Here is a 23,888-nt window from a genome sequence, read left to right on the forward strand (position 1 = left end):
CCCGGTAGTTAAGCTTTCCAGCGCCGATGGTACTGCACTCGAAGGGGTGTGGGAGAGTAGGACGCCGCCGGACATCTTTATAGTGTGAAAGGCCCTCGGGCCGGGAGTTTCGATTCCTGGCGTCCGGGGGCTTTCGCATGCCCGTATTCTGCTGACCCACCCTCAATGCTTACCGGTCAGGGTTCGTTCGAGGGCAGCGTGCCGGCCCAGCGGATGCGGTCATACGTCACGAATGGCGTTGCTTGGTGCCGTGTTAGTCGACTTTGCAGTACAGGCTGAAGGGGTTGCGGTAGTCGTAGAAGGCGGCGTATGCCTTGGGCTCGTTGTATTGCTCGCGGCACTGCCTGGTGACGTCGACCTTCCTGACGTCGTTCGGATCGTTTTCGTTGACGCATGTCCAACTGTCGACGTTTGTGAACGGAACCATGTGCGCCATGAATCCCTCACCGTGCTGGCGTTGGCACGCGTCATTCATGTCCAGGCCGCCAAGGTCCACCGCGAAGGCGGGGTCGGCGATTACGCCTATGACCGTGCCGCTGGCGAGCGCGGCAAGGCCCAGCGCGGTAAGACGCCGCCGAAGACGGCCGGGACGGTTTTGTTTCATAGCGGTAGCGGATGTCGGAGATCGCACGGATAAATCCTCCTACGCTGTTTGCCCGGGAGCGCCATCGACTTTCTTGCCGGCCTTTAAGTCCTGGCCGGGCCGGACGGGGACCATTGAACTTTGGCCCCTCTGAGGGATCAAGCCTCGGAGTGGTCATGCATCGAGCGGCGCGCCGCTCCTTGAGTGGTTGTTCCAGTTCGTCGGCGTCTAGGCGGCCGTTGAGGTCTCCGAATCGAGCTCCACACCCTGAAGATTTCACTGCGACGTTTTCGCATCTTCCGGGGCGCTCCCGGCCTCTCTCGACGTCGTCCGGGCCGGGCTCCCGCCTGAGGGACGATTGGCGAACGGCGGCCACCGCAGGCCCGGCCACGGGACTCCGGGCGTGAGGGGTCCCGCAAGGGCGAGGCGAACGACTGACCCGAACGACTGACAGCGGTCGGCAGGGGCCTTTCCGCCTCGTGACGCTGGCTCTTCGGCCGATGGTGGTGCGGGGGTCCGACCCGCCGCCACACGAACGCGGACGATCTCTACCGAGTGTGGACATGTGAGAACTTTCATCCGGGTTCGCGCGTCATAGCAAATGTGACAGGGCGATCGCGGAGCGGAAGCCGGCGCGCAGTGGTAAGGGGGCGCGATGCCGAGTGGTGCCGCCACAGACGTGTGCCGAGCCGCTGCGCGGGGTCCTGGAGCCTCTACCAGGGCCGGGCGTCGCGGGGGAGAGGTGGGGCCGTGAGGGACGCAGAAAAGTCGCAGGCGACCTGTACGGTGAGCCTCGCCGAGGACCTCCCGCGGCCTGGTGCGGGGGCGAGGTCTGTTGCCGACGACCGGGTTGACGTGGGGGAATGTCCGGAGGTTCCTCGGGTATAGGGGAAAAGGGATTCAACGGATTTTTGCCTTGAGCGGGGATGGCCTTGGGTTACCTGGATATATATCGGTTGCGTCACAGAGGTGGATGGCCGAACCTAGGAGTGTCGTCTTCTGATCACATCGATCATTCAGGAGCCCTTGGGTGTCGCTTGACCTGGTCTGGGGTGGGATTTCGGGACGATAACGAGGCGCCGTTTAATGCTCGGGCGTGTCGCGTGGCCAGAGCCGAACCGTCGGTTAACGTCCTTTGTGGTTGGACAAGGTGAATGCGGCTGGTTCTCGTGGAAGGGGCGAGACGATGGGGGCAGTTCGTAAGGTGGCCAACTACCTTGGGTTGGGCGTTGTCGAAGCGTACGGCGACGATGAATACGACGTTGAGTATGAGGATGACTGGATGCCCGCTGCGGAACGGGCGGCCAGGCGGTGGCAGCAGACGCAGGAGGAGAGCGAGCCTGCGCGAATTGTGATGGTCCGGCCCAGGAAATACGACGATGCGCTCACAGTGGGGCAGCATTTTCGTGAGGGCTGCGCCGTCGTGATGGACGTGGCAGGAATGGCGACCGCGGAGGCCACGCGGATGGTGGATTTCGCGGCGGGGCTTGCGTACGGCTGTGACGGTCGTATCGAGCGAATTGCGGACAAGATTTTTCTGCTGGCACCGGCCGAGGTCGAGGTCTCCTCCGTCTGACGCGATCCGCGGCACGACCGGGCCGTCCGGTTCGTTGTCCGCGGATGGCGCACGGCCGCGGTTCTGACCGCGTGATGGCAGCGCCGTACATGACCACCCACTCGCGCATGGGGGAGTCGCCGGGCGCCAGGCACTGGCTGGCGGAGGCGACCCACCTGGCGGACCGCGCCGAACGCAGATGCTGGCGGTCGCCCGCGCGGCGCTGGAGGCGGGCTGGTACCGGTACGTCTCGGACTGGCGGCGATTTCGGTGGTGTCGGCGAGCCCAGGCGCTGCTCCCGCTTCCCTCAGCTCGGAGCCGCCCGGCTTCCTCACCGACTACGCAGCCGTTGCCGCTCGGGCACCAGGGGTGTCTGTGCGCGGCCTACGGAGCCTACGAGGCGTCTTAGGCCCCCGTTTGGTCTTCCGGGACCGTCTGACGCCTATGGCCCGTCCTAGGCCGCCGTGGTCGGTTCGGCGACCGCTCAAGGCGCGCTCCACGGCGGGCACGAACAGCACGAGTGGGGCGGGGTGCTGTGGGGCTAGGCGGCGCGGGGGCCCCGGCGGAGGAGGCGGCTGAGTTCGGCGAGGTCGCGGGTGGCGGCCTCGGAGCGTTTGGCGGACTCTCGCGCGTACTCGTGCAGGGCGAAGACGGCCCGGTCGGCGAGTTCGCGCAGCTCGCTCAGCTGGCCGTCGATGTACTGGGTCTCGGCCTGTTCGCGCTGGCGGCGGCGCCAGAGGAGGAGGCCGCCCGTGCCGCCGATGACGAGGCCGCCGACGGCGAGCAGCATCGAGATGACGAACGACAGGCCGAGGACGAGGACCGAGATGCCGATCAGGGCCTGTGGGAGCCACGGGTAGGGGTCCGGTGGCAGGGCCTGGGAGCGGATCCGGCGTTCGGCCTCCTCGATGGAGGCCGGGTCCGGGCCGTCGGGGCGCAGGATGATGGGGTGGCCCATGATCGGGACGGTGACCTCGGCCGGGGGGACCGCTCGGGTGGCGTCGGCGAGTTCCTCGGCGGCGCGGCGGATGACGGGGGCGGCGACGTGCAGGGCGAGGGCGGCCAGGTTCGGGTCGGAGCCCGGCTGGACGTCTTCGAGCAGGTGGCCGGTGAGGGAGCTGAGCGGGCCTGGGCGCGCGTTCGGGTTGATGAGCGAGCGCAGCACGTCGAGGGGCTCGGTCTCGGGCCACATGGCGACGCCCTTGCGGCCCGCCGCCTGCGGCTGCGGGGTGGGCTCGGGCTTGCGCGGCGAGGTGATCTCGGTGCAGCGGGCGCGGAGGCGGGCCAGGCGGTCGGCCGCGTACGCGGGCACGCCCAGGGCGGGGATCTCCGCCAGCTCGGGGAAGTCGAGCAGCGACGGCGGGATGACCACCTTGGGCTCGCCGGGCAGCAGGGCCTTCAGCCACCGCTCCGGCTCGCTCTCGTGCGGCGTGGCCACCGCGTCGAGGCGGCGCAGCACGAAGATCTTGCCGGCGGGGCCGTACGCACCCCTGGCGGCGGCGACCCAGACGGCGCGCTGGCCGGGGGTCACCGGGCGGTCGGCGGACAGGTCGCCGAACGCGGTGGCGAGCCAGGAGGCGTGCACGCGGTCGCCCAGGCCGGCCAGGGCCAGGGCGAGGCACAGGAACAGCGCGGTGCGGGCCTCGTCGTGGCGGGCGGCGCGGGTGAGCGCGTCGAGCGCGTCCTGACCCGCCATGATCTGGACCAGGGCGTCGATGGCGGGCGCCAGCCAGTAGCCGGGGACGTCGGTGACGCCCGGCGGCGGCTTGGGGACGGTACCATCGGCGACCAAGTGGATCAGCAGCGCCTCGGCGAAGCGATGTAGCTCCGTGGCGTCGATGAGCCCAGAGAGGTCGGGGCCGGCGGTCAGGTCCATGCTCACGCTGAAGCTCCCCGAAAGGTTACGGAAGGCCCGCGGGGACCGGGATCGGCGGACTCTCCCAACGACCGCGTTAAGCCTAGACCTTCGTCAGCAAGATTTCTCGTAAGCCGCGCGGTTTGGGCCCCGATCCTTCCGACACGGACCTTCCCACCGCCCATCACATCCGCTCCGGCACCTCGATGCCCAGCAGGCTCAGCCCGCGCCGCAGCACCCGCATGGTGAGCGCGGAGAGCGCGAGCCGGGACTCGCGCACCGCCTCGTCCTCGGCCGTGAGCACCGGGCAGCTCTCGTAGAAGGCGGTGAACGCCTGGGCGAGGTCGAACAGGTACGCGCACAGGCGGTGCGGCTCGGCGCTCTCGGCGACCTTCTCCACGACGGAGGCGAAGCCGAGCAGGGTCAGCGCGAGGGTCCGTTCGGCCGGCTCGCCCGGCAGGATCCTCCCGGTGGCACGGTCGGGGTCGAGGCCGCCCTTGCGGAAGATGGACCGGATCCGGGCCGTGGCGTACTGCAGGTACGGGCCGGTGTTGCCGGTGAGCGCGAGCATGCGGTCGAAGTCGAAGACGTACTCGCTGTCGTGGCTGACCGACAGGTCGGCGTACTTGACCGCGCCCATGCCGACCTGGCGGGCGATCTGCGCGCGGGTCTCCGGGTCGTAGTCGCGGTCGGCGAGCACGGCCTCGGCTCGCTCCACCGCCTCCTCCAGCAGATCCGTCAGCTTGATGGACTTGCCTGACCTGGTACGCAGGAGCTTGCCGTCGCTGCCGAGCACGTTGCCGATCTGCACGTGCTCGGCCCGGACGTCGTCGGGGAGCCAGCCGGCCATCCGGGCGGCGGCGAACACCATCTGGAAGTGCAGCGCCTGGGGGGCGCCGACGACGTACAGGATGCGGTCGGCCTTCAGGTCGCGCACCCGGTAGCGGATCGCGGCCATGTCCGTGGTGGCGTAGCCGTACCCGCCGTCGCTCTTGCGGATGATGAGCGGCAGCGGCTGCCCGTCGCGGCCGGTGAAGCCCGGCGGGAACACGCACAGCGCGCCCTCGCTGTGCACGGCGACGCCGGCGCGCTCCAGCTCGTCGCACACGTCGGCGAGCCACGGGTTGTACATGCTCTCGCCGGCGATGTGCTCGTCGGTGAGCGTGACGCCGAGCTCGGCGTAGACGCGGTTGAAGTAGCGCTTGGTGTGCTCGATGAACTCGTGCCACAGGCGCATGCTCTCCGGGTCGCCGCCCTGCAGCAGCGGGACCCTGCGCCGCGCGCGCTCCTCGAACGCCGGGTCGGAGTCGAACTTGGCCCGCGCCTCCTGGTAGAAGGCGTTGCCGTCGCCGGCGGCCAGGCGCCGCAGCGACTCCTCCTCGCCGACGTCGAGCAGGTGCTCCATGAGCATGCCGAACGGCGTGCCCCAGTCGCCGAGGTGGTTCTGCCGGATGACGTTGTCGCCCAGATGCTCGTGGATCCGGGCGAGGGCGTCGCCGACGATCGTGGTGCGCAGGTGGCCGACGTGCATCTCCTTGGCCGCGTTCGGCGCGGAGTAGTCGATGACCACGGTCTGCGGGGCCCGGTGCTCGACGCCGAGGGCCTCGTCGTCGCGCATGGTGGCGGCTTGGGCGGCGATCCAGTCGTCGGAGAGGGTGAGGTTCACGAAGCCGGGGCCGCTGATCTCGACGCTCGCGCACACGTCGGCGACGTCGAGGGCCGCCACGAGGGCCTGGGCCACGTCCCTGGGCGCCCGTCGCAGTCGCTTGGCCAGGCTCAGCGCCACGTTCGCCTGGAAGTCGGCGAACTGCGAGGGCCGGATCAGCGGATCTGCGTCGGCGTACTCGGAACCGAACGCGGTGGCCAGCGCGTGCTGGACCCGTTCGGCGAGCACGACTTGCGGGTCGACCATGAACTCTCCTTGGCGGCCGTGGAGGCGAGCGTGCCGGAAGTCGCCGCCCGCCCACCGGCCCTCGGTACGTCCTTCAAGGCTATCGACGAATCGAGACCGATCCCTCCCATTATCCGTGTCCCGGCGGGTCCGGCCGTACCAGTCGGCGGTTACCGGGGCTACCAGAGGCGGTTGTGGGCGCGGGTGGCGGCGATGCGCTCGCCGATGCGGGCGACGATGCCCTTGGCGGCGAGGGTGGCGGCCAGGGCGCAGGCGGCGCCGATGCCGCGGGCCTTGGCGGCGCCGTGGGCGATCACGACGGTGCCGTTCAGGCCGAGCAGGACGGCCCCGCCGTACTGCTCGGGGTCGAGGCGGCGGGCCAGGCGGCGCAGGGGGCGGCGCTGCAGCAGGGCGCCCAGCCGGGCGGGGCGGCTCTCGGCGATCGCCTCGCGCAGCTCGGCGAGGGCGTAGCGCACGCTGCCCTCCATGGTCTTGAGCGCCACGTTGCCGGTGAAGCCGTCGGTGACGATGACGTCGACCTTGCCGGACAGCAGGTCGTGGCCCTCGATGTTGCCGGCGAAGTCGAGGCCCGCGGTGTTCGAGAGCAGTTCGTGCGCGCGCCGGGCGAGCTTGTTGCCCTTCTCGGTCTCGCTGCCGATCGTGAGCAGGCCGACGCGCGGGTCGCGCAGGCCCAGGGCGGTCTCCCCGTACGCGACGCCGAGCTGGGCGAACTGCACGAGCATCTCGGGTTTGACGTCGGCGGTGGCGCCGGCGTCGAGCAGGATCGTGGGCGTCGGCACGGTCGGGAGGGTGACGGCGATGGCGGGGCGCAGCACGCCCTGCTGGGCGCGCAGCCGCAGCCGTCCGGTGGCGACGACGGCCGCGGTGGAGCCGGCCGAGACGACCGCCGCCGCGTCGCCTCGGCGTACCAGGTGGCAGGCGACGGCGACGCTGGAGCGGGGGCGGCGCAGCGAGGCGAGGGCGCCCTCGTCCATGGACAGGGTCTCCTCGGCGCGCACGATGGGGATCTCGGTGGTGGCGTCGTGCGCGGCGAGCGCCTCGTACAGAGGCCGGGGCTGGCCGACGAGCACGACGGGCACGCCGAGGTCTCTGACGGCGTGTACGGCTCCCGCCACCGTCTCGCCAGGGGCGTTGTCCCCGCCCATCGCGTCGAGGGCTATGGGCGGGGTGTCAGGCAAACGGTGTCACCTCGCTGTGTCACGGCGCTGGCTGTCACGGTGCTGGCTGTCACGGCGCTGGGTGTCACGGCGCTGGGTGTCACGGCGCTGAGTGTCACTTCGCTGGGTCACCTTGCTGGCCACCGGCGTGCTCCTTTCGCGGGCGGTGCGAGCGCCGGGGCGTGCCCAGGCGCTGCCCGCTGTCCACGCATCGTAAGCGCCGGGTGGCGGGCTTCGGCGCGCAGGGCGGCGGGAGTGTCGGCAGATCGGGCTCGTGACCTGAGGTCTCACCAGTGCAGATGGCGGATCTCGCCTTTCCGGGCGAGGACGATCTTGCCGAACTTGGCGTTGCCGGTGACGCGGATCAGCGGGCCCGACGCGTCGCCGCCCGCGGGCAGGTCGCCGCCCGAGACCTGGCGCTTGGAGAACAGGGCGCCGCCCTCGTCCACCACGTGGGCGTTCGCGGGGATGAGGACGATCAGCTTGCCGAAGGTGGCGTCGAGCTCCAGGGTGATCTCGCGGCCGGGGAGCACCGCCTCGGTGAGGTCGACGATCAGCGCGCCGAAGAGCGAGCGCAGCCGGGTGTGCCTGCCGGGGACCCACCGGCCCCTGCGGATGATCTTGCTGAAGACGGCGGCGACCTCTTGGGTCTCCTGCCCGGGCCGGGCCGCCGGAGTCGGCAGGTCGTCGGGCAGGTCGCGGGTGAGCGGGAGCAGGTCGCCGAGGGTGACGGCCGCGTAGGCGGCCTCCAGGCGGTCGGCGTGCTCCACGCTGGTGAGCCGGCCGGCGGCCAGCGCCTCGCCGAGGACGGCCGCGACCCGGTCGCGGTCGGCGTCGGACGCCCGCTGCTCCGCCTGATCTACACGGCGCTGCCTGTCGAAGGGGGTAAGAGAGCTCACGCTGCCCAGCGTACCTCTCAATCGCGATATGTCGCGAGATGCGGGAAAGTTACGCCTGGATACGTAAAGCCTCATCCGCAACCTTGCGTTTCGGCTAACCGCAGGTCCTATCGTTACGTCCGGGTATAGAAAGGACAAAGACGCGCGAGACGGCTCACAGGTTTACACAGACCGAAAAAAGAAGGGACTTCGGGTGATCTTGAAGGAAGGTACGCGAGGGTACCGTGCGTACACCGCCAAGCATCTGGACGACCTGCTGGTGCGCGCCGGCTTCGACACCGACGAGCGCCTGCGGGTCCGCGCGGTCGCCACGGTGCTGCCGTTCCGCACCAACGCGTACGTCGTCGACGAGCTCATCGACTGGTCGTCCGTGCCCGACGACCCGATCTACCGGCTCGTCTTCCCCCAGGCGGACATGCTCCCCGAGACCGATGTGTCGCGCATCGCGGCCCTGCTGCGCAAGGGGGCGCCGGCCGCGGAGGTCCAGGCGGCGGCCCACGAGGTGCGGATGCGGCTCAACCCCCACCCGGCGGGGCAGCTCGAACTCAACGTGCCCCGCGTGGGACAAGAGCCGTTCCCCGGCATCCAGCACAAGTATCCGGAGACCGTGCTCTTTTTCCCCAAGCAGGGGCAGACCTGTCACGCGTACTGCACGTACTGCTTTCGCTGGGCGCAGTTCGTGGGCGAGCCCGACCTGAAGATGGCCTCCGACGACGTCGGCCGGCTGGTCCGCTACCTGAAGGCGAACCCGCAGGTCACGAGCGTCCTGCTGACCGGCGGCGATCCCATGATCATGGGGCGGCCGGTGCTGGGCCGCTACATCGAGCCGCTGCTTGAGCTGGAGCAGATCGAGTCGATCCGCGTCGGCACCAAGTCGCTGGCGTACTGGCCGGGGCGGTTCGTCACCGACCCGGACGCCGACGACACGCTGAAGCTGTTCGAGAAGGTGGTCGAGTCGGGCAAGACGCTCGCCTTCATGGCGCACTTCTCGCATCCCCGCGAGCTGGAGCCGGAGGCGCTGGGGACGGCGGTGCGCCGCGTGCTCGACACCGGGGCGGTGATCCGCACCCAGGCTCCGCTGATCCGGTCGATCAACGACGACCCGGCGGTCTGGGCGCGGATGTGGCGCAGGCAGCACGCCATGGGCATGGTGCCGTACTACATGTTCGTCGAGCGCGACACCGGGCCGCAGGACTACTTCGCGGTGCCGCTGGCGCGGGCGCATGAGATCTTCCGGGACGCGTACGCGCAGGTGTCCGGGCTGTGCCGGACCGTGCGGGGGCCGTCGATGTCCGCCACGCCGGGCAAGGTGTGCGTGGACGGCGTGGCCGAGGTGGCCGGGCAGCGCGTGTTCGTGCTCCACTTCATCCAGGCGCGGGACCCCGACCTGGTCGGCCGCCCGTTCTTCGCCCACTACGACCCGCACGCCGTCTGGCTGAACGACCTACGTCCCGCCTTCGCCGACCGCTTCCCCTTCGAGGCCGCCCCCGCCGGCGCCGACGCGTCCGAAGCCGCGTTAACGCTTCCGCGCCTGACCGCCTGACCGCCTGACCGCCGGATCCCCGGTCACGCGCACTCTCCCGCCGTGACGCGCAGGTGAGCCGGCGCATCCGCCGCCCTGCCGACGGGATCGCGGCGCGTCACCCGCCGCCGGCCGTACGGCCGAACGCCTTCGCGACGACCCGGGCCGATTCCCCGCAGCCCGCTCCGGCCGAACCAGTCGAACCGCGACGCGCTGAGTCGTCGGTACGCCATGCTCCCCGTGGCTCACGGCACGCCCGGACGGGCCCACGATGGCCCAGATGCCAGAAAAATGAACGTCTCGCCAACGAGAAAGCGGCCGGTGCCCGGATATTTCCGGACACCGGCCGCCGGTCGTCGTCGGCCGTCAGCGGTTCCGCCGCCCCCCGGAGCCGTCGTGCGCCCTCGATCCCTCCGGCTCCCGCGTGACGGGCACGCGCAGACAGGTACGGCGAGCGATCTCGGCCTGCAGCCTCGCCATCTGCCAGTGCAGCTCCAGCAGCTGCTCGGCGACCTGCCCCACGGGCAGATCGGCCGGGTCCTCGTCGGCTAGAAGGTCAATGGCGGTCGACAGCTCTCGCATGTGCGCACCCCATGTCTGCCATTCCCCTGATCGAAATTCCGTTCGAATCATAGTGGAACGGCGGTCACGGTGTCAGCTCGTTCGCCCTCGGCGTGTCCGTCGCAGGCTCGCCCCGGCCCGTCTCAGACCTCGAAGATCGGCGCGATGAAGCCGCGGGCCAGCGTGTTCGCCGTGATGGTGAAGCCGACCACGCCGGGCATGCTGTCGCCGTCCACGCCGAGCTTCTCCACGCTCAGCGCGTGCACGGCGAACAGGTAGCGGTGCGGGAAGCCGGGCGGCGGCGCGGCCCCGTCGTAGCGCTTGTTGCCGAAGTCGTTGCGGGCGTGCTGCGCCCCCTCCGGCAGGCCCTTGAAGTCGCCGGAGCCCGCGCCGGTCGGCAGCTCGGTGACGCTCGCCGGGATGTCGAACAGGATCCAGTGCCAGAAGCCGCTGCCGGTGGGCGCGTCGGGGTCGTAGCACGTCACCGCGTAGCTCTTGGTGCCGTCCGGCGCCCCGGACCAGCGCAGGTGCGGGGAGAGGTTCTGCCCGGACATGCCCCAGTCGTCGAAGACGTGGGCCTCGGGTTTCCGCTCCCCGTCCCGCACGTCGTCGCTCTCGACGGTGAGCGCGGGGACCGGGGGCAGGAAGTCGTAAGGGATCGGTGGCCGTGCGGACACGACATACCTCCGTTGCAGACGGGTGGTCTTGCCGGTCCTATTGTCGTACGGCGCGATCAGTTCTTGGTGTAGGCCGCCAGCACCGTCTCCGGGTCGCCGTCCATCTTGATCTTGCCCTTGTGCAGCCAGATCACCCGGTTGCAGGTCTCCTCGATGACGTCGAGGTTGTGCGCGACGAGGAAGACCGTGCCGGCCTCCTGGCGCATCTCCTGGATGCGCTGCTGGCTCTTGCGCTTGAACTCCCGGTCGCCGGTGGCGAGCGCCTCGTCCACGAGCAGCACGTCGTGGGTCTTGGCCGAGGCGATCGCGAAGCGCAGCCGGGCGCCCATGCCGGAGGAGTAGGCCGACATCGGCAGGTTCACGAAGTCGTCGATGCCGGAGAACTCGACGATCTCGTCGTACTTCTCCTTCACCTGGGCGGGCGTCATGCCCATCGCGTAGCAGCCGAGCACGATGTTGCGCTCGCCGGTGAGCTCCTTCATCAGCGCCGCGTTCACGCCCAGCAGGGACGGCTGGCCGTCGGTGTAGACCGCGCCCTTCGCGGGGGGCAGCAGGCCGGCGATGGCGCGCAGCAGGGTGGACTTGCCCGAGCCGTTGCGGCCGATGATGCCGATGGCGTCGCCGTGGTGGGCCACGAAGGACACGCCCTTGATGGCGTGCACCTCCTTCATCTGCGGACGGCCTTGGCGGCGGATGATGCGCATGAGCGCGTTGGCCGCGTTGCCCTTCTCGTGTCCGCTCGCCGCGCCGTACACCCGATAGATGATGTGCAGGTCATCGACGATGACCGTGGGCATGCCGGTCTTGTCGGGCGCGGCCTTCCCCTTGGAGGCCTGCGGTTCTTCGAGAGCCACGTGGAAGCGCTCCTTGATCATCTCAGCCACGGCCGTACCTCTCCTCGGCCCGCCAGAAGTACAAGAAGCCGACGATTAGCGCGCACACTGCCCAGAATACGCATGTGATCCATGTCCACTGTTCCGGGACACGCCCGTAGATGAGCAGGTCACGCATGAACTGGATGTACGCCGCGGCCGGGTTGGCCTCCAGCACCCAGCGCAACAGATCGGGCAGGCCCTTCGTCTGCTCCTCGATGCTGTAGAAGACCCCCGAGGCGTACAACCAGGTGCGCAGCGCGAACGGCAGCAACTGGGTCATGTCGCGCACGGCCGCGCCGACCCTCGCGACGAACAGCGAGGCGCCGAGGTTGAACATGGTCTGCAGCAGCAGCACCACCGGGATGAGCACCCAGAGCCAGGTGATCGGCTCCCCGGTGACCAGCACGATCAGGAACAGCACCGCCATCGACCAGCCGAGCTGCTGCAGCTCCTGCAGCGTGTACGCCAGCGGCAACGAGGCGCGCGGGAAGTGCAGGGCGCGGATGAGCGACAGGTTGCCGGAGACCGACTTGGCCCCGCCGAGCACCGAGCGCTGGGTGAAGGTGAAGACCATCACACCGGTGATGAGGAAGGCGGTGTAGTTGCCGCCCACGCCCGGCTTGTCCTTCTGCCCGAGGATGAGGCCGAACATCAGCCAGTAGACCGCGGCGTTCAGCAGGGGGGTGAGCACCTGCCACAGCTGGCCGAGGACCGAGTTCGAATATTTCGATACGTTTCGCGAGGACGCGTACGTGATGATGAAGTGCCGTCGCTGCCACAACTGACGCAGGTAGACGGGCAGGGCTGGGCGCGCGATGGAACGGCGTAGCCCGTGGCGCTCGGCTAGCGCGGCCAGCGACTCCCCCTTCGGGGTGGCGCCGCCTGCCCGGCCGCCCGCCTGGGCGTCCGCGACCGCGGATTCCGGCTGGCTCATGGCAAGGACTCTATTGGATATGGGGGTATGGGATGCCTTCGATGGTGATCCGTTGTGCTCCCGTAGGGAGACTGATACGCGATCACCCCGTGGGGCACTGAACGGATCGGGTCAAAGGTAGCCCACCACGCGGTCGAGTGCGGGTCACGCCTGGGTCAGTTCGCCGGGACTCGCCGCAGTAGGCCCCTCCGTACCCATGCCGGATGTGTAGCTTGATGGGCGGTTATTTCATGCACCGGCGATAGGGCGGATCATAGAACCATGCGCGTGACGTTGGGCAGACGCGCATGTGACCGAACCGCAATGATCTGGATACAAGCTGGTGGACGCCGCGGGCGCAAGCTCTCGTAGGACCAGCGAGGTGTAACCGATGTCACCATCATCCGCCCTACCCGAACTTGCGCCACCGGTGCCCCCCGTGAGCGCGCCTCGGTCCGTCGTCCGGGCCGGAGGGAGGATCCACCGACCATGCGCGTGATCGAACGCACCCGGCTCATCGCCGGTGTCGTGACGCTCGCGATCCTCGCCGCATGCGGAGGGGCCGGCGCGGGCGCCCAATCCGGGGCGGCGCCGGACCGTCCGGTCCGCATGCGCATCGGCGAGCCGCAGAACCCCCTCGTGCCGGGCAACACCAAGGAGACCGAGGGCGCGGAGGTGCTCGCCGCCGTCTTCACCCCGCTGGTCGACTACGACGAGGACAAGAAGCCGGTCGAGGACGCGGCCGAGTCCATCACCTCGCCCGACAACCGCGTCTGGACGATCAAGCTCAAGCCCGGCTTCACCTGGCACAACGGCGAGCCCGTCGTCGCGCAGAACTACGTCGACGCCTGGAACTACGTGGCCAACCAGGAGAACGCGCAGTCCAACAACATCTTCTTCTCCCGCATCGCCGGCTACCCGGCGCTCAACCCGGGCCGCGGGGAGCGGCCCGCCACCGACCGGCTGCGCGGCCTGCGCGTGATCGACGACCTGACCTTCCAGGTGACGCTCGCCGAGCCGTTCTCGCAGTTCAAGACCATGCTCGGGTACACCGCGTTCTACCCGCTGCCCAAGGCGGCCTTCGGCCCGGACGGGAAGATCACCGACCGGTACGGCGAGCAGCCCATCGGCCAGGGCTACTTCAAGCTGGACCGGCCCTACCACAAGGGCGTCGACCAGACGATCGACCTGTCCAGGTACGAGCGGTATCCCGGCCCGAAGCCGAAGTTCACCCGGCTGCAGTTCCGGGTCTACACGAGCCTGGACGTCGCCTTCTCCGACCTGCTCGCGGGCGACGTCGACATCATGGACCAGATCCCGTCCACCGCCCTCGGCAGCGCGCGGGCGCGGCTCGGCGAACGATTCATCGACCTGCCGGACGCCGGGGTGGGCTACATCGGCACGCCGCTGCAGTACAACCACGTCTACAGCGACGTCCGCATCCGCAAGGCGATCTCGATGGCGATCGACCGCAAGACGATCACCGAGGTCGTCTTCTCCGGCAGCCGCGTGCCCGCCGACGACTTCATCAACCCGGCCATCGAGGGCTACCGGCAGGGCGTCTGCGGCGAGCCGTGCACGTACGACCCGGCGAAGGCGCGGCAGATGTACGCTGCGGCGAACGGGCCGAGGAAGATCGAGCTCGGCTACAACAGCGACGGCGGCCACCGCGAGTGGGTGGAGGCCGTCGGCGAGAACCTGCGCCGCAACCTCGCCGTCGAGGTCACCGTCAAGGAGTTCGAGAAGTTCGGCGCCATCCTCGACCAGCTCGACGCCAACAAGTACGGCGGGCTGTTCCGGATGGGCTGGGTGATCGACTACCCGTCGGCGGAGAACTACCTGTCCCCGGTCTTCTCGACGGGCGCGATCGCCCACGGGCAGAACTTCGGCGGCTACTCCAACCGGCGGTTCGACGAGCTGATCAAGAAGGGCGACGCCGCGCGCACCCCGGAGGAGGGGCTGAAGTACTACCAGATGGCCGACGACATCCTGATCAAGGACATGCCGTACATCCCGGTGTACTTCTACCGGCTCAACGCCGCCTACTCGCAGTACGTCAAGAACGTGCACATCAACCTGCTCAACCACGTGGACTGGCTGTCGGTCGAGTGGGCGTGACCCGCTGCCGCGACCTGGTACGGCCCGTCAGTGGGCGGGCGAGAGCCGTACGTGGGCGCCCGGGGGCAGGCCGAGGCGTTCGGCGGCGTCGCCGGAGTTGACCGCGAAGGCGACCAGGCCGGCCGAGTCGGCGAACGCCACCACCTCGCCGGGGGGCACGGCGGCGAAGGTCTCCCGGTACGGCACCGACATCTGGCGGCGGCCGAGCCGTACGGCGAGGGTGTCGCCGTTCTCCACGCCGAGGGACTGCAGGTCCTCGGCCCGGATGGACAGTTGCACGTTGCCGAAGTGATCGACCGACAACACCTCGCCCTCGGCCGAGCCGTCGCGCACCCGGGATGTCGGCTCGGGCAGGGACACCAGCCGCTCCACCGGGAGCCCGGTGCCGACCTCGGTGAGCGCACGCCCCTTCGCCAGGTGTGCGGCCACCGGCGCGAAGATGTCGCGGCCGTGGAAGGTGCGGGAGACGGGTGTGAGGAACAGCTCCTCGTTGGTGAGCTCGTACGCCTCGTCGGCGCCGCCGGCCGCGTGGACCGCCCACGACAGCACCCCGTTGTCGGGGCCGACGAAGACGCGCTCGCCCGCGCGCACGGCGACGGCCCGCCGCGCCGTGCCGACGGCGGGATCGACGACGGCGACGTGCACGCCCTCGGGCAGGTAGGGCACGGTCTGGGCGAGCACCGCCGCGCCGCGCCGTACGTCTCCGGCCGGGATCAGGTGGCAGACGTCGATGATCCGGCTCTCGGGCGCGATCTTCATGATCACGCCGTGGCAGGCGGCCACGAAGCCGTCCTCCAGGCCGTAGTCGGTGAGCATCGTGATAACTGAGGTCACAGCTCGCGACATTACGTTGTGCGTCCCGCGCTGAACAGCGTTTGCCGAAGGCGGTTCCGAAGTGTGGCGCGGTATCCGCGGGCGGGGGCGAACGCCCGGGTTGACCTACTTGGTGAATGATCGAGGGATTCCCGGCGGCCGATGGAACGTCGGTGTCAAGTCCTATGCTGGGATGGTTCGCATGCTTTGCCGGTGCTTGAGAACCGGGCAAAGGTCGGCGCAGGCCGCATTACGATGGCCAACGGGCTGCGCGTGCACGGTGCGATCATCGTGCGCCTCACCGAGGAGGAGAGCATGGACACTGCACCGGTCCACGGTGACAGTGGCGCCCACGAACCCACCCCCGCCCAGAGGTCCGAGCCGTCCGGACCGACGTCCAAGGAGCTCTCCGAGCGCGAGCGCCTGCTGCTCGTCTTCGAGCGCCAGTGGTTCCGGTACGCCGGGGCCAAGGAACAGGCGATCAAGGAAACTTTCGACATCTCCGCCACCCGGTACTACCAGTTGCTCGGCGAGCTGATCGAGCGGCCGGAGGCGATGGCGTTCGACCCGATGCTGGTCAAGCGCCTGCGGCGGCTGCGGGCCGCCCGGCAGCGGGAGCGTGCCGTGCGCAAACTGGGCATGGATCACGATCGAACCTGGAAGTAGCCCAACAAACCTGCAGAAAAGGGCCTGTAGAAAAGGGAAGAAAGCCTAGGCGACCCGACCAAGCGGGGGTGACGGGAACATGGGCGTTGACGGGTTCGGCCTGCGGACCGAGACGGGCGCGGCCGGGATGGCGGCGATCCTGGCGGATCCGGCCGGGGCGGTGATCGCCTCCGACTTCGACGGCACGCTGTCGCCGATCGTGGCCGACCCCGAGGCCGCGTACGTCCACCCCGACGCCCCCGAGGTGCTGATCGAGCTCGGCCGCAGGGTCGGCGGCATCGTCATCGTCACCGGCCGCCCCGTCGCCCAGGCGATCGCCCTCGGGCGTCCCCCCGGCGGCGGGCCCGGCCTCGCCGACGTGCCCGGACTGGTCGTGCTCGGCCAGTACGGCGCCGAGCGCTGGGAGGACGGCCGCGTCAGCGCGCCACCGCCGCCGCCCGGCCTCGACCGGGTGCGGGCCGCGCTGCCGGGGCTCGTCGCGGACCTGCCCGGCGCGCGGATCGAGGACAAGGGCCGCGCGCTCGCCCTGCACACGCGCAACTGCGCCGACCCGGCGGCGGCCCTGGCGGCGCTCGCCGACCCGGTCGCGAAGCTCGCCGCCGAGACCGGCCTGATCGTCGAGCCCGGCCGCATGGTCCTCGAACTCCGGCCGCCGGGCGTCGACAAGGGCCAGGCGCTGCTGGCCTTCCTCGCCGAACGAGCGGCCCGGTCCGTCCTGTTCGCCGGGGACGACCTCGGCGACCTCGCCGCCTTCGACGCCGTACGCGCCGGCGCCGCCTCCGGCGTCCCCGGGGTGGCCGTCTGCAGCGGATCGGCCGAGGTGGCCGCCGCGCTCACCGAGAGGGCCGACGTCGTCGTCGAGGGCCCGCCCGGCGTCATCGCCCTCCTGCGTACCCTGGCGGCGGCGCTCTCCGGCCGTTCCTGAAGCGTCCTAGCCGCCGGAAACCGGGCCATCCGGGAGGGCGGCGAGCTGGTCGGCGAACCACTGTTTCGGGGGCAGGGCGGTCGCGGCGGCGCGCAGGCGGCGTCCGCGCTTGAGGCGCTCGTCCTCGGCGAGCGTGAGCGCCTCGTGCAGGGCGGCGGCCGTGCCGGAGACGTCGTAGGGGTTGACGACGAACGCGTCCTCGCCGAGTTCGGCGACCGCCCCGGCCTCGCGGGACAGCACCAGGGCGCACCGCGGCGACAGGATCGGCCCCTCCTTCGCCACCAGGTTCATGCCGTCCCGGATCGGGTTGACCAGCAGCACGTCGGCGAGCCGGTACGCGGCGAGCGAGCGCGGGTAGTCGTCGTGCACGCTGAGGATGAGCGGATCCCAGTCCTCGGTGGCGTACTCGTCCTCGATCTCCTTGGCGCAGCGCTGCACGGCCGCCGTGTACTCGCGGTACTCGGGCAGGTCGTGCCGGGAGGGGTAGGCGAAGGCGAGGTGCACCACCCGGCCGTGCCATTCGGGGTGGTCGGCGAGGAACTCCCGGTAGGCGTGCAGGCCGCGCACGATGTTCTTGGACAGCTCGGTCCGGTCGATGCGCACGATCAGCCGCCGGTCGCCGACCAGCTCGCGGATCGCGTCGACGCGGGCGGCCACGTCGGGCTCGCGGGAGCGCGCGACCAGCGCCTCGCCGTCCACGCCGAGCGCGTGCACCCCGATCCGGGTGGTGCGGCCCTCGTGCACCACGGTCCGCGCGGCGTGGTCCACCTGCGCGCCGAGCACCGCCTCGCAGCAGTCCATGAACGCCGTCGCCCACCGCGCGGTGAGGAACCCGGCGTGGTCGGCCCCGAGGATGCCGGACAGCACCTCGCACGCCACGTCGTCGGGCAGCAGCGAGAAGTACTCCGGCGGGGCCCACGGCGTGTGGGAGAAGTGCGCGATGCGCAGGTCGGGGCGCTCGACGCGGAGCATCGCCGGGGCGAGCGCCAGGTGGTAGTCCTGGATGAGCACCCGCGCGCCGTGCGCGGCGTCCTCGGCGAGCGCCACCGCGAACATCGCGTTGTAGTCCTGGTACGACTCCCACTCCCGGCGGAACCGCGTCCCGAAGTGCGGGGAGTTGGGGGTGTCGTAGAGCAGGTGGTGGACGAACCACAGCGTGGAGTTGGCCACGTCGTTGTAGGCGCGGTGGAACGTCGCCGGGGGGATGTCGAGCATGCGCACCGGACCGGTGTCGTGGCCGGCCAGGTCCAGCCTGCCGCCGGGCGCGCCGCGCGCCGCGCTGCGGTCGCCGTCGGACAGCGCCGCGCACACCCACAACATCGAGGTCTCCTTGGCCACCTCCACCAGGCCGGACACCAGCCCGCCGCCGCCGCGGCGCATGGTCAGCACGCCGTCCTCGGACAGGGTGAACGAACACGGCCCCCGGTTGGAGGCGACCAGGACTGCGTGCATCGATCCGCTCCACTCGCTTGGGCCCTCGCCGGCGGCCTTGTCAGCAGGCTAACCAAAAGCGGTCCTCGCCAATAGGATGACCGCGCAGGACGGAATCGCCGATGCGTGGTTCGGCCGAATGGGGGTTTGACGAGGATGGCGCTTGACGAGACGACGGAGGAGCTGGCCCGCGCAGCCGCCCAGGGGGATCATCGTTCGCTCGGAGAGCTGCTGCGGCGCATCGAACCCGATGTGTTGCGGCACTGCGCCCGCCTGCTGCCCTACCAGCAGGACGCCGAGGAGGCCTGCCAGGACACGCTGCTCGCCGTGGCCCGCAACATCGGCAGGTTCGAGGGGCGGGCGAGGTTCAGCACCTGGCTGCACATCGTGACGGCCAACTGCGCCCGCACGACGTACCGCAGCCTCAAGCGGCGCTCCTCGGAGCAGGCCGAGGAGCTGCCCGAGCAGCGCCCCGACCCGCGGCGGGTGAGCGTGATCGCCGGGTCGCGGCTGGACCTGCTGGACGCGATGGAGGCGCTGGAGGCCGACAAGCCCGAGCTGGCCCAGGCCCTGGTGCTGCGCGACATCTGCCAGCTCGACTACGCGGAGGTCGCCGAGCAGCTCGACATCCCGCTCGGCACCGCCAAGTCGCGCATCCATCAGGCGCGCAAGTACGTGCAGTCCGCGCTCGGGGAGGCGTACGGCTGACGCCTCCGGGGCGGCGCGGCGGTCACGCTGGGCAACCGGGGCGGCAACCGGGGCGGCAACCGGGGCAGGGCCTGGAGGGGGCGGGATCGGACGGGCCGGTCTCGCGGAGTGAGACACGCCCTCGGTTCGCCGTTACCCCGTTGTAAAGTCTTTATGGATACCCGTGCGGTTCGGCCCATGCGCTGCCGCGATGTCGGGTTTCCGGGGATCGGGGCCGCCGCCGGTTGTCTGCTCACCGGCTGTAATCACTCGATCGGGCCCCGCCGTGGGTACAACTGAAGATTGCTCATCCAGAGGGGTGGAGGGACCGGCCCGTTGAAGCCCCGGCAACCCTCCCGGTGTAGCTGCGCTCGCGATCCGCGGGGCCGCCCGGGACAGGTGCCAATTCCGGCCCGCGACCAGGGTGGTCGCCGGGTGAAGATGAGGAGAAAGGCCTCGCTTCATGGCGCTTGCAAGCACGGAATCCGTCTCGACGTCCACCTACGACTTCGGCCCCGCCATCGGCCTGTCCTGCCGAGAGTGCGGGGCTTTGTATGATCTCGGCCCTAACTTCGCCTGTATCGAGTGTTTTGGGCCACTTGAGGTGGCATACCCGTGGAACACCGAGCAAGGTCCGGCCGCCGACCAGGTCGGCGAGGCCCTGCGGGCGAGGATCGAGTCCGGCCCGGTGAGCATCTGGCGGTACGCCCCGCTGCTGCCGGTGCCGGCCGACGTCGCGGCCAAGCCCAACCTCGCGCCGGGCTGGACCAAGCTCGTCAAGGCCGACAACCTGGCCAAGGAGCTCGGCCTGCGCAGTTTGCACGTGAAGGACGACTCGGGCAACCCCACGCACTCGTTCAAGGACCGGGTGGTGGCGATCGCGCTTGAGGCGGCCCGCACGTTCGGCTTCCACACGCTGTCGTGCTCCTCGACCGGCAACCTCGCCGGCGCGGTCACCGCGGCGGCCGCCCGCGCCGGGCTCGACGCCTGCGTGTTCATCCCCGCGAACCTGGAGGAGGCCAAGATCGTCATGGCCTCGGTGTACGGCAAGCGGCTGGTGGCGATCGACGGCACCTACGACGATGTGAACCGTTTCTGCTCGGAGCTGATCGGCGACCCGCTGGGCGACAAGTGGGGCTTCGTCAACGTCAACCTGCGGCCCTACTACGGGGAGGGCTCCAAGACGCTGGCGTACGAGATCGCCGAGCAGCTCGGCTGGCGGCTGCCGGACCAGATCGTGATCCCGGTGGCGTCCGGCTCGCAGCTCACCAAGATTGACAAGGGCTTCAAGGAGCTGATCAGGCTGGGGCTGGTGGAGGACCGGCCCTACAAGATCTTCGGGGCGCAGGCCGAGGGCTGCTCGCCGGTGTCGGCGGCGTTCAAGGCCGGGCACGACGTGGTGCGGCCGGTGAAGCCCGACACGATCGCCAAGTCGCTGGCGATCGGCAACCCGGCCGACGGGCCGTACGTGCTGGACATCGCCCGCCGGACCGGCGGGGCGGTGGAGGATGTCACCGACGAGCAGATCGTCGACGCCGTGCGGCTGCTCGCCCGCACCGAGGGCATCTTCGCCGAGACGGCGGGCGGCGTCACCGTCGGCGTGCTGCGCAAGCTGGTGGCGGACGGGAGGATCGACCCCGACGCGGAGACGGTCGTCCTCAACACCGGCGACGGCCTCAAGACGCTCGACGCGGTGTCCGCCGGGGCGCGGCCCACCGCAGTGATCCGCCCGTCTCTCGACGCTTTTCGCGCTGCATTCCCCGACAACTCCTGAAAGGGTCGTTATTATGAGCGTATCAGTACGGATTCCGACGATTCTCCGCACATATACGCAGGGTGTCGCCGAGGTCACCGGAGAGGGGGCGACCCTTCGCGACGTACTGCAGAAGCTGGACGCGGACTATCCGGGCATCGGCGGGCGAATTCTGGACGAAACGGGCAAGATTCGCCGTTTTGTCAACGTCTATGTCGGGGAAGAGGACGTCCGTTTTGCCGATGGACTGGACACCTCCATCCCCGAAGGGGCGCAGATCTCGATAATCCCCGCCGTGGCCGGAGGCTGACTCTCCGCATCGCCCGACGCCCGCGTACGGCCTTGCCGACGCGGGCGTCGTCGCGTCCAGGGCCGGTGACGTGCTGGGCTATCAGTAACGAAGTTTAAGAAACGGGATACAAAATACCTAAATTGTCATTCGCCTCCCGGAAGCGGGCCCAATTGCGTCCCGCTTAGAGCGAACGTCAAGGGTGAGTTTGGCGATTGACTCTGTTGCCCCACGGCATGCCACAGGTATCGTCGAGGACGATCGACGTGCCCGGGAAGTTGGCGACTTCCCGGCTCGGAGGTCAGGGACCTCGCGGTGAATGGGCGAGGTTCCGAAGCCCAGTAAGAGGAGTCGGAAAGTGGCGCAGGGCACCGTCAAGTGGTTCAACGCGGACAAGGGCTACGGCTTCATCGCGGTAGACGGTGGTAAGGATGTATTCGTCCATTACTCCGCAATCCTGATGGACGGGTACCGTTCGCTGGAGCAGGGGCAGCGGGTCGAGTTCGAGATCACGCAGGGCCAGAAGGGTCCGCAGGCCGAGTCGGTCCGGTCTGTCTGACGGCAGCACGACAGACGGCAAGGGCTCGGTCCCGGCTGAAGGCGGACCGAGCCCTTTTGACGTCGCGGACGCGTTGCCGGACACGTCGTCGGACGCGTGGCGGACGCGTGGCGGACACCTTGCGGATCTGGTGCCGGGCAAAGGAGCTTGACCGGGCGTTGTGCCAGTTGGGAGACACGTATCTCCTGGTCAAGGGGCTTGCGCTTGCACTCCCCCGGGTAGAGTGCTAAACAGTTCGTTGGCACTCTCATGTCGAGAGTGACAGCCGAGAGTGACAACAGGATCGAGGCGATGGGGCCTTGCCGAGCCGCGGCGTGTGGTGCCGCGTGGAGGCGGGACCATAGCCGTCGCGGGCGTCGGCTCGATCCGTAGCAAGCCACCCTTTGTCTGGGAGGTCTAGCCGTATGGCAGCCAAGATGATCGCGTTTGACGAGGACGCCCGGCGCGGTCTCGAGCGCGGTATGAACCAGCTCGCCGACGCCGTGAAGGTGACGCTTGGCCCCAAGGGCCGCAACGTCGTGCTGGAGAAGAAGTGGGGCGCCCCCACGATCACCAACGACGGTGTGTCGATCGCCAAGGAGATCGAGCTCGAGGATCCCTGGGAGAAGATCGGCGCCGAGCTGGTGAAGGAGGTCGCCAAGAAGACCGACGACGTCGCGGGCGACGGCACCACCACCGCCACCGTGCTCGCCCAGGCGCTGGTTCGCGAGGGCCTGCGCAACGTGGCCGCCGGCGCGAACCCGATGTCGCTGAAGCGCGGCATCGAGTCCGCCGTCGAGCGCGTGAGCGAGGAGCTCTCCAAGATCGCCAAGGATGTCGAGACCAAGGAGCAGATCGCCTCCACGGCCTCCATCTCCGCCGGCGACGCCCAGATCGGCGAGATGATCGCCGAGGCGATGGACAAGGTCGGCAAGGAAGGCGTCATCACCGTCGAGGAGAGCAACACCTTCGGCCTTGAGCTGGAGCTCACCGAGGGCATGCGCTTCGACAAGGGTCTGATCTCGATGTACTTCGTGACCGACCCCGAGCGCATGGAGGCGGTCCTGGAGGACCCCTACGTCCTCGTGGTGAACGGCAAGGTCTCGGCGAACAAGGACCTGCTGCCGCTGCTCGACAAGGTCGTGCAGGCCGGCAAGCCGCTGCTGATCATCGCCGAGGACGTCGAGGGCGAGGCCCTGGCCACCCTCGTCGTCAACAAGATCCGCGGCCTGTTCAAGTCCGTCGCGGTGAAGGCCCCCGGCTTCGGCGACCGCCGCAAGGCCATGCTCGGTGACATCGCCACCCTCACCGGTGGCCAGGTCATCAGCGAGGAGGTCGGCCTCAAGCTGGAGAACGCCACCCTCGACCTGCTCGGCCGCGCCCGCAAGGTCGTCGTCACCAAGGACGAGACCACGATCGTGGACGGCGCCGGCGACGCCGACGAGATCGCCGGCCGCGTGAACCAGATCCGCGCTGAGATCGAGAAGACCGACTCCGACTACGACCGCGAGAAGCTGCAGGAGCGCCTCGCCAAGCTGGCCGGCGGCGTCGCCGTCATCAAGGCCGGCGCGGCCACCGAGGTCGAGCTCAAGGAGCGCAAGCACCGCATCGAGGACGCCGTCCGCAACGCGAAGGCGGCCGTCGAGGAGGGCATCGTGCCCGGCGGTGGCGTGGCCCTGCTGCAGGCCGGCGCCAAGGCGTTCGACAAGCTTGAGCTCACCGGCGACGAGGCCACCGGCGCCGCCATCGTGCGCAAGGCGCTGGAGGAGCCGCTGAAGCAGATCGCCGTCAACGCCGGCCTTGAGGGCGGCGTCGTGGTGGAGAAGGTCCGCAACCTCACCCCGGGCGAGGGCCTCAACGCCGCCACCGGCGAGTACGTCAACATGTTCGACAACGGCATCATCGACCCGGCCAAGGTCACCCGCTCGGCGCTGCAGAACGCGGCGTCGATCGCGGCCCTGTTCCTGACCACCGAGGCCGTCATCGCCGAGAAGCCGGAGAAGGAGAAGGCCCCCGCCATGCCCGGCGGCGGCGGCGACATGGACTTCTAGTCCACTCTCCCACCCGGGTATCTCACCTGGGGTTTCCTCACCCGATCAGCACCCATCGGGCGACGAGGGGCGGTCCACACCGGGCCGCCCCTCGTCATATCCCCCGCC

At 69.6% G+C, this 23,888-nt stretch carries 21 protein-coding genes and 1 riboswitch; of the genes, 10 read left to right on the plus strand and 11 right to left on the minus strand.

What is annotated here, in order from left to right; all coding sequences use genetic code 11:
* Nucleotides 1-253: 253 nt before the first annotated feature.
* Complete coding sequence (locus AB0K60_RS34930) at nt 254-604, minus strand: hypothetical protein (protein ID WP_364065192.1); 351 nt, start codon at nt 602-604, stop codon at nt 254-256.
* Between the two features lie 1,183 nt (nt 605-1,787).
* Between AB0K60_RS34930 and AB0K60_RS34935 the strand changes: the two genes are divergently transcribed.
* Complete coding sequence (locus tag AB0K60_RS34935) at nt 1,788-2,159, plus strand: cell division protein SepF (protein WP_364065195.1); 372 nt, start codon at nt 1,788-1,790, stop codon at nt 2,157-2,159.
* Between the two features lie 520 nt (nt 2,160-2,679).
* Here AB0K60_RS34935 and AB0K60_RS34940 read toward each other — a convergent pair.
* From AB0K60_RS34940 to AB0K60_RS34955, 4 genes are all read right to left on the minus strand, one after another.
* Nucleotides 2,680-4,014: a hypothetical protein gene (locus AB0K60_RS34940; RefSeq protein ID WP_364065421.1), complete on the minus strand. Its 1,335-nt coding sequence runs from the start codon at nt 4,012-4,014 to the stop codon at nt 2,680-2,682.
* A 163-nt stretch (nt 4,015-4,177) separates the two neighbouring features.
* Nucleotides 4,178-5,905 (minus strand): arginine--tRNA ligase, encoded by a 1,728-nt coding sequence (gene argS, locus AB0K60_RS34945; RefSeq protein ID WP_364065198.1) that lies wholly within the window; start codon nt 5,903-5,905, stop codon nt 4,178-4,180.
* A gap of 158 nt (nt 5,906-6,063) precedes the next feature.
* Nucleotides 6,064-7,083, minus strand: coding sequence for a phosphate acyltransferase PlsX (gene plsX, locus AB0K60_RS34950; protein ID WP_364065200.1), 1,020 nt, complete (start codon nt 7,081-7,083; stop codon nt 6,064-6,066).
* 266 nt (nt 7,084-7,349) lie between these two features.
* The gene (locus tag AB0K60_RS34955; protein ID WP_364065202.1) at nt 7,350-7,961 is read right to left on the minus strand and encodes a DUF1707 domain-containing protein; all 612 of its coding nucleotides are present in this window, start codon (nt 7,959-7,961) and stop codon (nt 7,350-7,352) included.
* 193 nt (nt 7,962-8,154) lie between these two features.
* Here AB0K60_RS34955 and AB0K60_RS34960 point away from each other — a divergent pair, with 193 nt between their 5' ends.
* Nucleotides 8,155-9,504 carry a lysine 2,3-aminomutase gene (locus tag AB0K60_RS34960; RefSeq protein ID WP_364065205.1) on the plus strand — a complete coding sequence of 450 codons (1,350 nt, stop codon included), beginning with the start codon at nt 8,155-8,157 and terminating at the stop codon, nt 9,502-9,504.
* A 345-nt stretch (nt 9,505-9,849) separates the two neighbouring features.
* Here AB0K60_RS34960 and AB0K60_RS34965 read toward each other — a convergent pair whose 3' ends face one another.
* The 4 genes from AB0K60_RS34965 to AB0K60_RS34980 form a co-directional block, all read right to left on the minus strand.
* Nucleotides 9,850-10,065, minus strand: coding sequence for a hypothetical protein (locus AB0K60_RS34965; RefSeq protein ID WP_364065208.1), 216 nt, complete (start codon nt 10,063-10,065; stop codon nt 9,850-9,852).
* 122 nt (nt 10,066-10,187) lie between these two features.
* Nucleotides 10,188-10,721, minus strand: coding sequence for a YbhB/YbcL family Raf kinase inhibitor-like protein (locus AB0K60_RS34970; protein ID WP_364065212.1), 534 nt, complete (start codon nt 10,719-10,721; stop codon nt 10,188-10,190).
* 56 nt (nt 10,722-10,777) lie between these two features.
* Nucleotides 10,778-11,518 carry an ABC transporter ATP-binding protein gene (locus AB0K60_RS34975; protein ID WP_364065424.1) on the minus strand — a complete coding sequence of 247 codons (741 nt, stop codon included), beginning with the start codon at nt 11,516-11,518 and terminating at the stop codon, nt 10,778-10,780.
* 79 nt (nt 11,519-11,597) lie between these two features.
* Nucleotides 11,598-12,530 carry an ABC transporter permease gene (locus tag AB0K60_RS34980; protein WP_364065215.1) on the minus strand — a complete coding sequence of 311 codons (933 nt, stop codon included), beginning with the start codon at nt 12,528-12,530 and terminating at the stop codon, nt 11,598-11,600.
* 468 nt (nt 12,531-12,998) lie between these two features.
* On the opposite strand from AB0K60_RS34980, the gene AB0K60_RS34985 reads away from it, so the two are divergent.
* On the plus strand, nt 12,999-14,627 hold the full coding sequence (locus tag AB0K60_RS34985) for an ABC transporter substrate-binding protein (RefSeq protein ID WP_364065218.1): 1,629 nt from the start codon (nt 12,999-13,001) through the stop codon (nt 14,625-14,627).
* 27 nt (nt 14,628-14,654) lie between these two features.
* On the opposite strand, the gene AB0K60_RS34990 is transcribed toward AB0K60_RS34985, so the two are convergent.
* Nucleotides 14,655-15,461 (minus strand): SAM-dependent chlorinase/fluorinase, encoded by an 807-nt coding sequence (locus tag AB0K60_RS34990; protein WP_364065221.1) that lies wholly within the window; start codon nt 15,459-15,461, stop codon nt 14,655-14,657.
* A 294-nt stretch (nt 15,462-15,755) separates the two neighbouring features.
* Between AB0K60_RS34990 and AB0K60_RS34995 the strand changes: the two genes are divergently transcribed.
* Nucleotides 15,756-16,106 (plus strand): DUF3263 domain-containing protein, encoded by a 351-nt coding sequence (locus tag AB0K60_RS34995; RefSeq protein ID WP_364065426.1) that lies wholly within the window; start codon nt 15,756-15,758, stop codon nt 16,104-16,106.
* Between the two features lie 79 nt (nt 16,107-16,185).
* Nucleotides 16,186-17,031, plus strand: a complete 846-nt coding sequence (gene otsB / locus AB0K60_RS35000; protein WP_364065224.1) for a trehalose-phosphatase — start codon at nt 16,186-16,188, stop codon at nt 17,029-17,031.
* 6 nt (nt 17,032-17,037) lie between these two features.
* Here the strand turns inward: otsB and AB0K60_RS35005 are convergent, their stop codons facing one another.
* Nucleotides 17,038-18,483 (minus strand): trehalose-6-phosphate synthase, encoded by a 1,446-nt coding sequence (locus tag AB0K60_RS35005; RefSeq protein WP_364065227.1) that lies wholly within the window; start codon nt 18,481-18,483, stop codon nt 17,038-17,040.
* Between the two features lie 135 nt (nt 18,484-18,618).
* On the opposite strand from AB0K60_RS35005, the gene AB0K60_RS35010 reads away from it, so the two are divergent.
* The 5 genes from AB0K60_RS35010 to groL all read left to right on the plus strand — a co-directional run bounded on the left by AB0K60_RS35010 (nt 18,619) and on the right by groL (nt 23,780).
* Complete coding sequence (locus tag AB0K60_RS35010) at nt 18,619-19,170, plus strand: RNA polymerase sigma factor (RefSeq protein WP_364065230.1); 552 nt, start codon at nt 18,619-18,621, stop codon at nt 19,168-19,170.
* Between the two features lie 283 nt (nt 19,171-19,453).
* Nucleotides 19,454-19,597, plus strand: a riboswitch (SAM riboswitch).
* A gap of 15 nt (nt 19,598-19,612) precedes the next feature.
* Nucleotides 19,613-20,923, plus strand: coding sequence for a threonine synthase (gene thrC / locus AB0K60_RS35015; RefSeq protein WP_364065233.1), 1,311 nt, complete (start codon nt 19,613-19,615; stop codon nt 20,921-20,923).
* A 13-nt stretch (nt 20,924-20,936) separates the two neighbouring features.
* Nucleotides 20,937-21,212 carry a MoaD/ThiS family protein gene (locus AB0K60_RS35020; protein ID WP_364065236.1) on the plus strand — a complete coding sequence of 92 codons (276 nt, stop codon included), beginning with the start codon at nt 20,937-20,939 and terminating at the stop codon, nt 21,210-21,212.
* A 337-nt stretch (nt 21,213-21,549) separates the two neighbouring features.
* A complete protein-coding gene (locus tag AB0K60_RS35025; protein WP_090947280.1) occupies nt 21,550-21,750 on the plus strand; it encodes a cold-shock protein in 201 nt (66 codons plus the stop codon).
* Nucleotides 21,751-22,154: 404 nt separating this feature from the next.
* On the plus strand, nt 22,155-23,780 hold the full coding sequence (groL, locus tag AB0K60_RS35030; RefSeq protein WP_364065240.1) for a chaperonin GroEL: 1,626 nt from the start codon (nt 22,155-22,157) through the stop codon (nt 23,778-23,780).
* The last annotated feature ends 108 nt before the right edge of the window (nt 23,781-23,888 follow it).

The organism is Thermopolyspora sp. NPDC052614, assembly GCF_040678635.1.
Classification (GTDB): domain Bacteria; phylum Actinomycetota; class Actinomycetes; order Streptosporangiales; family Streptosporangiaceae; genus Thermopolyspora.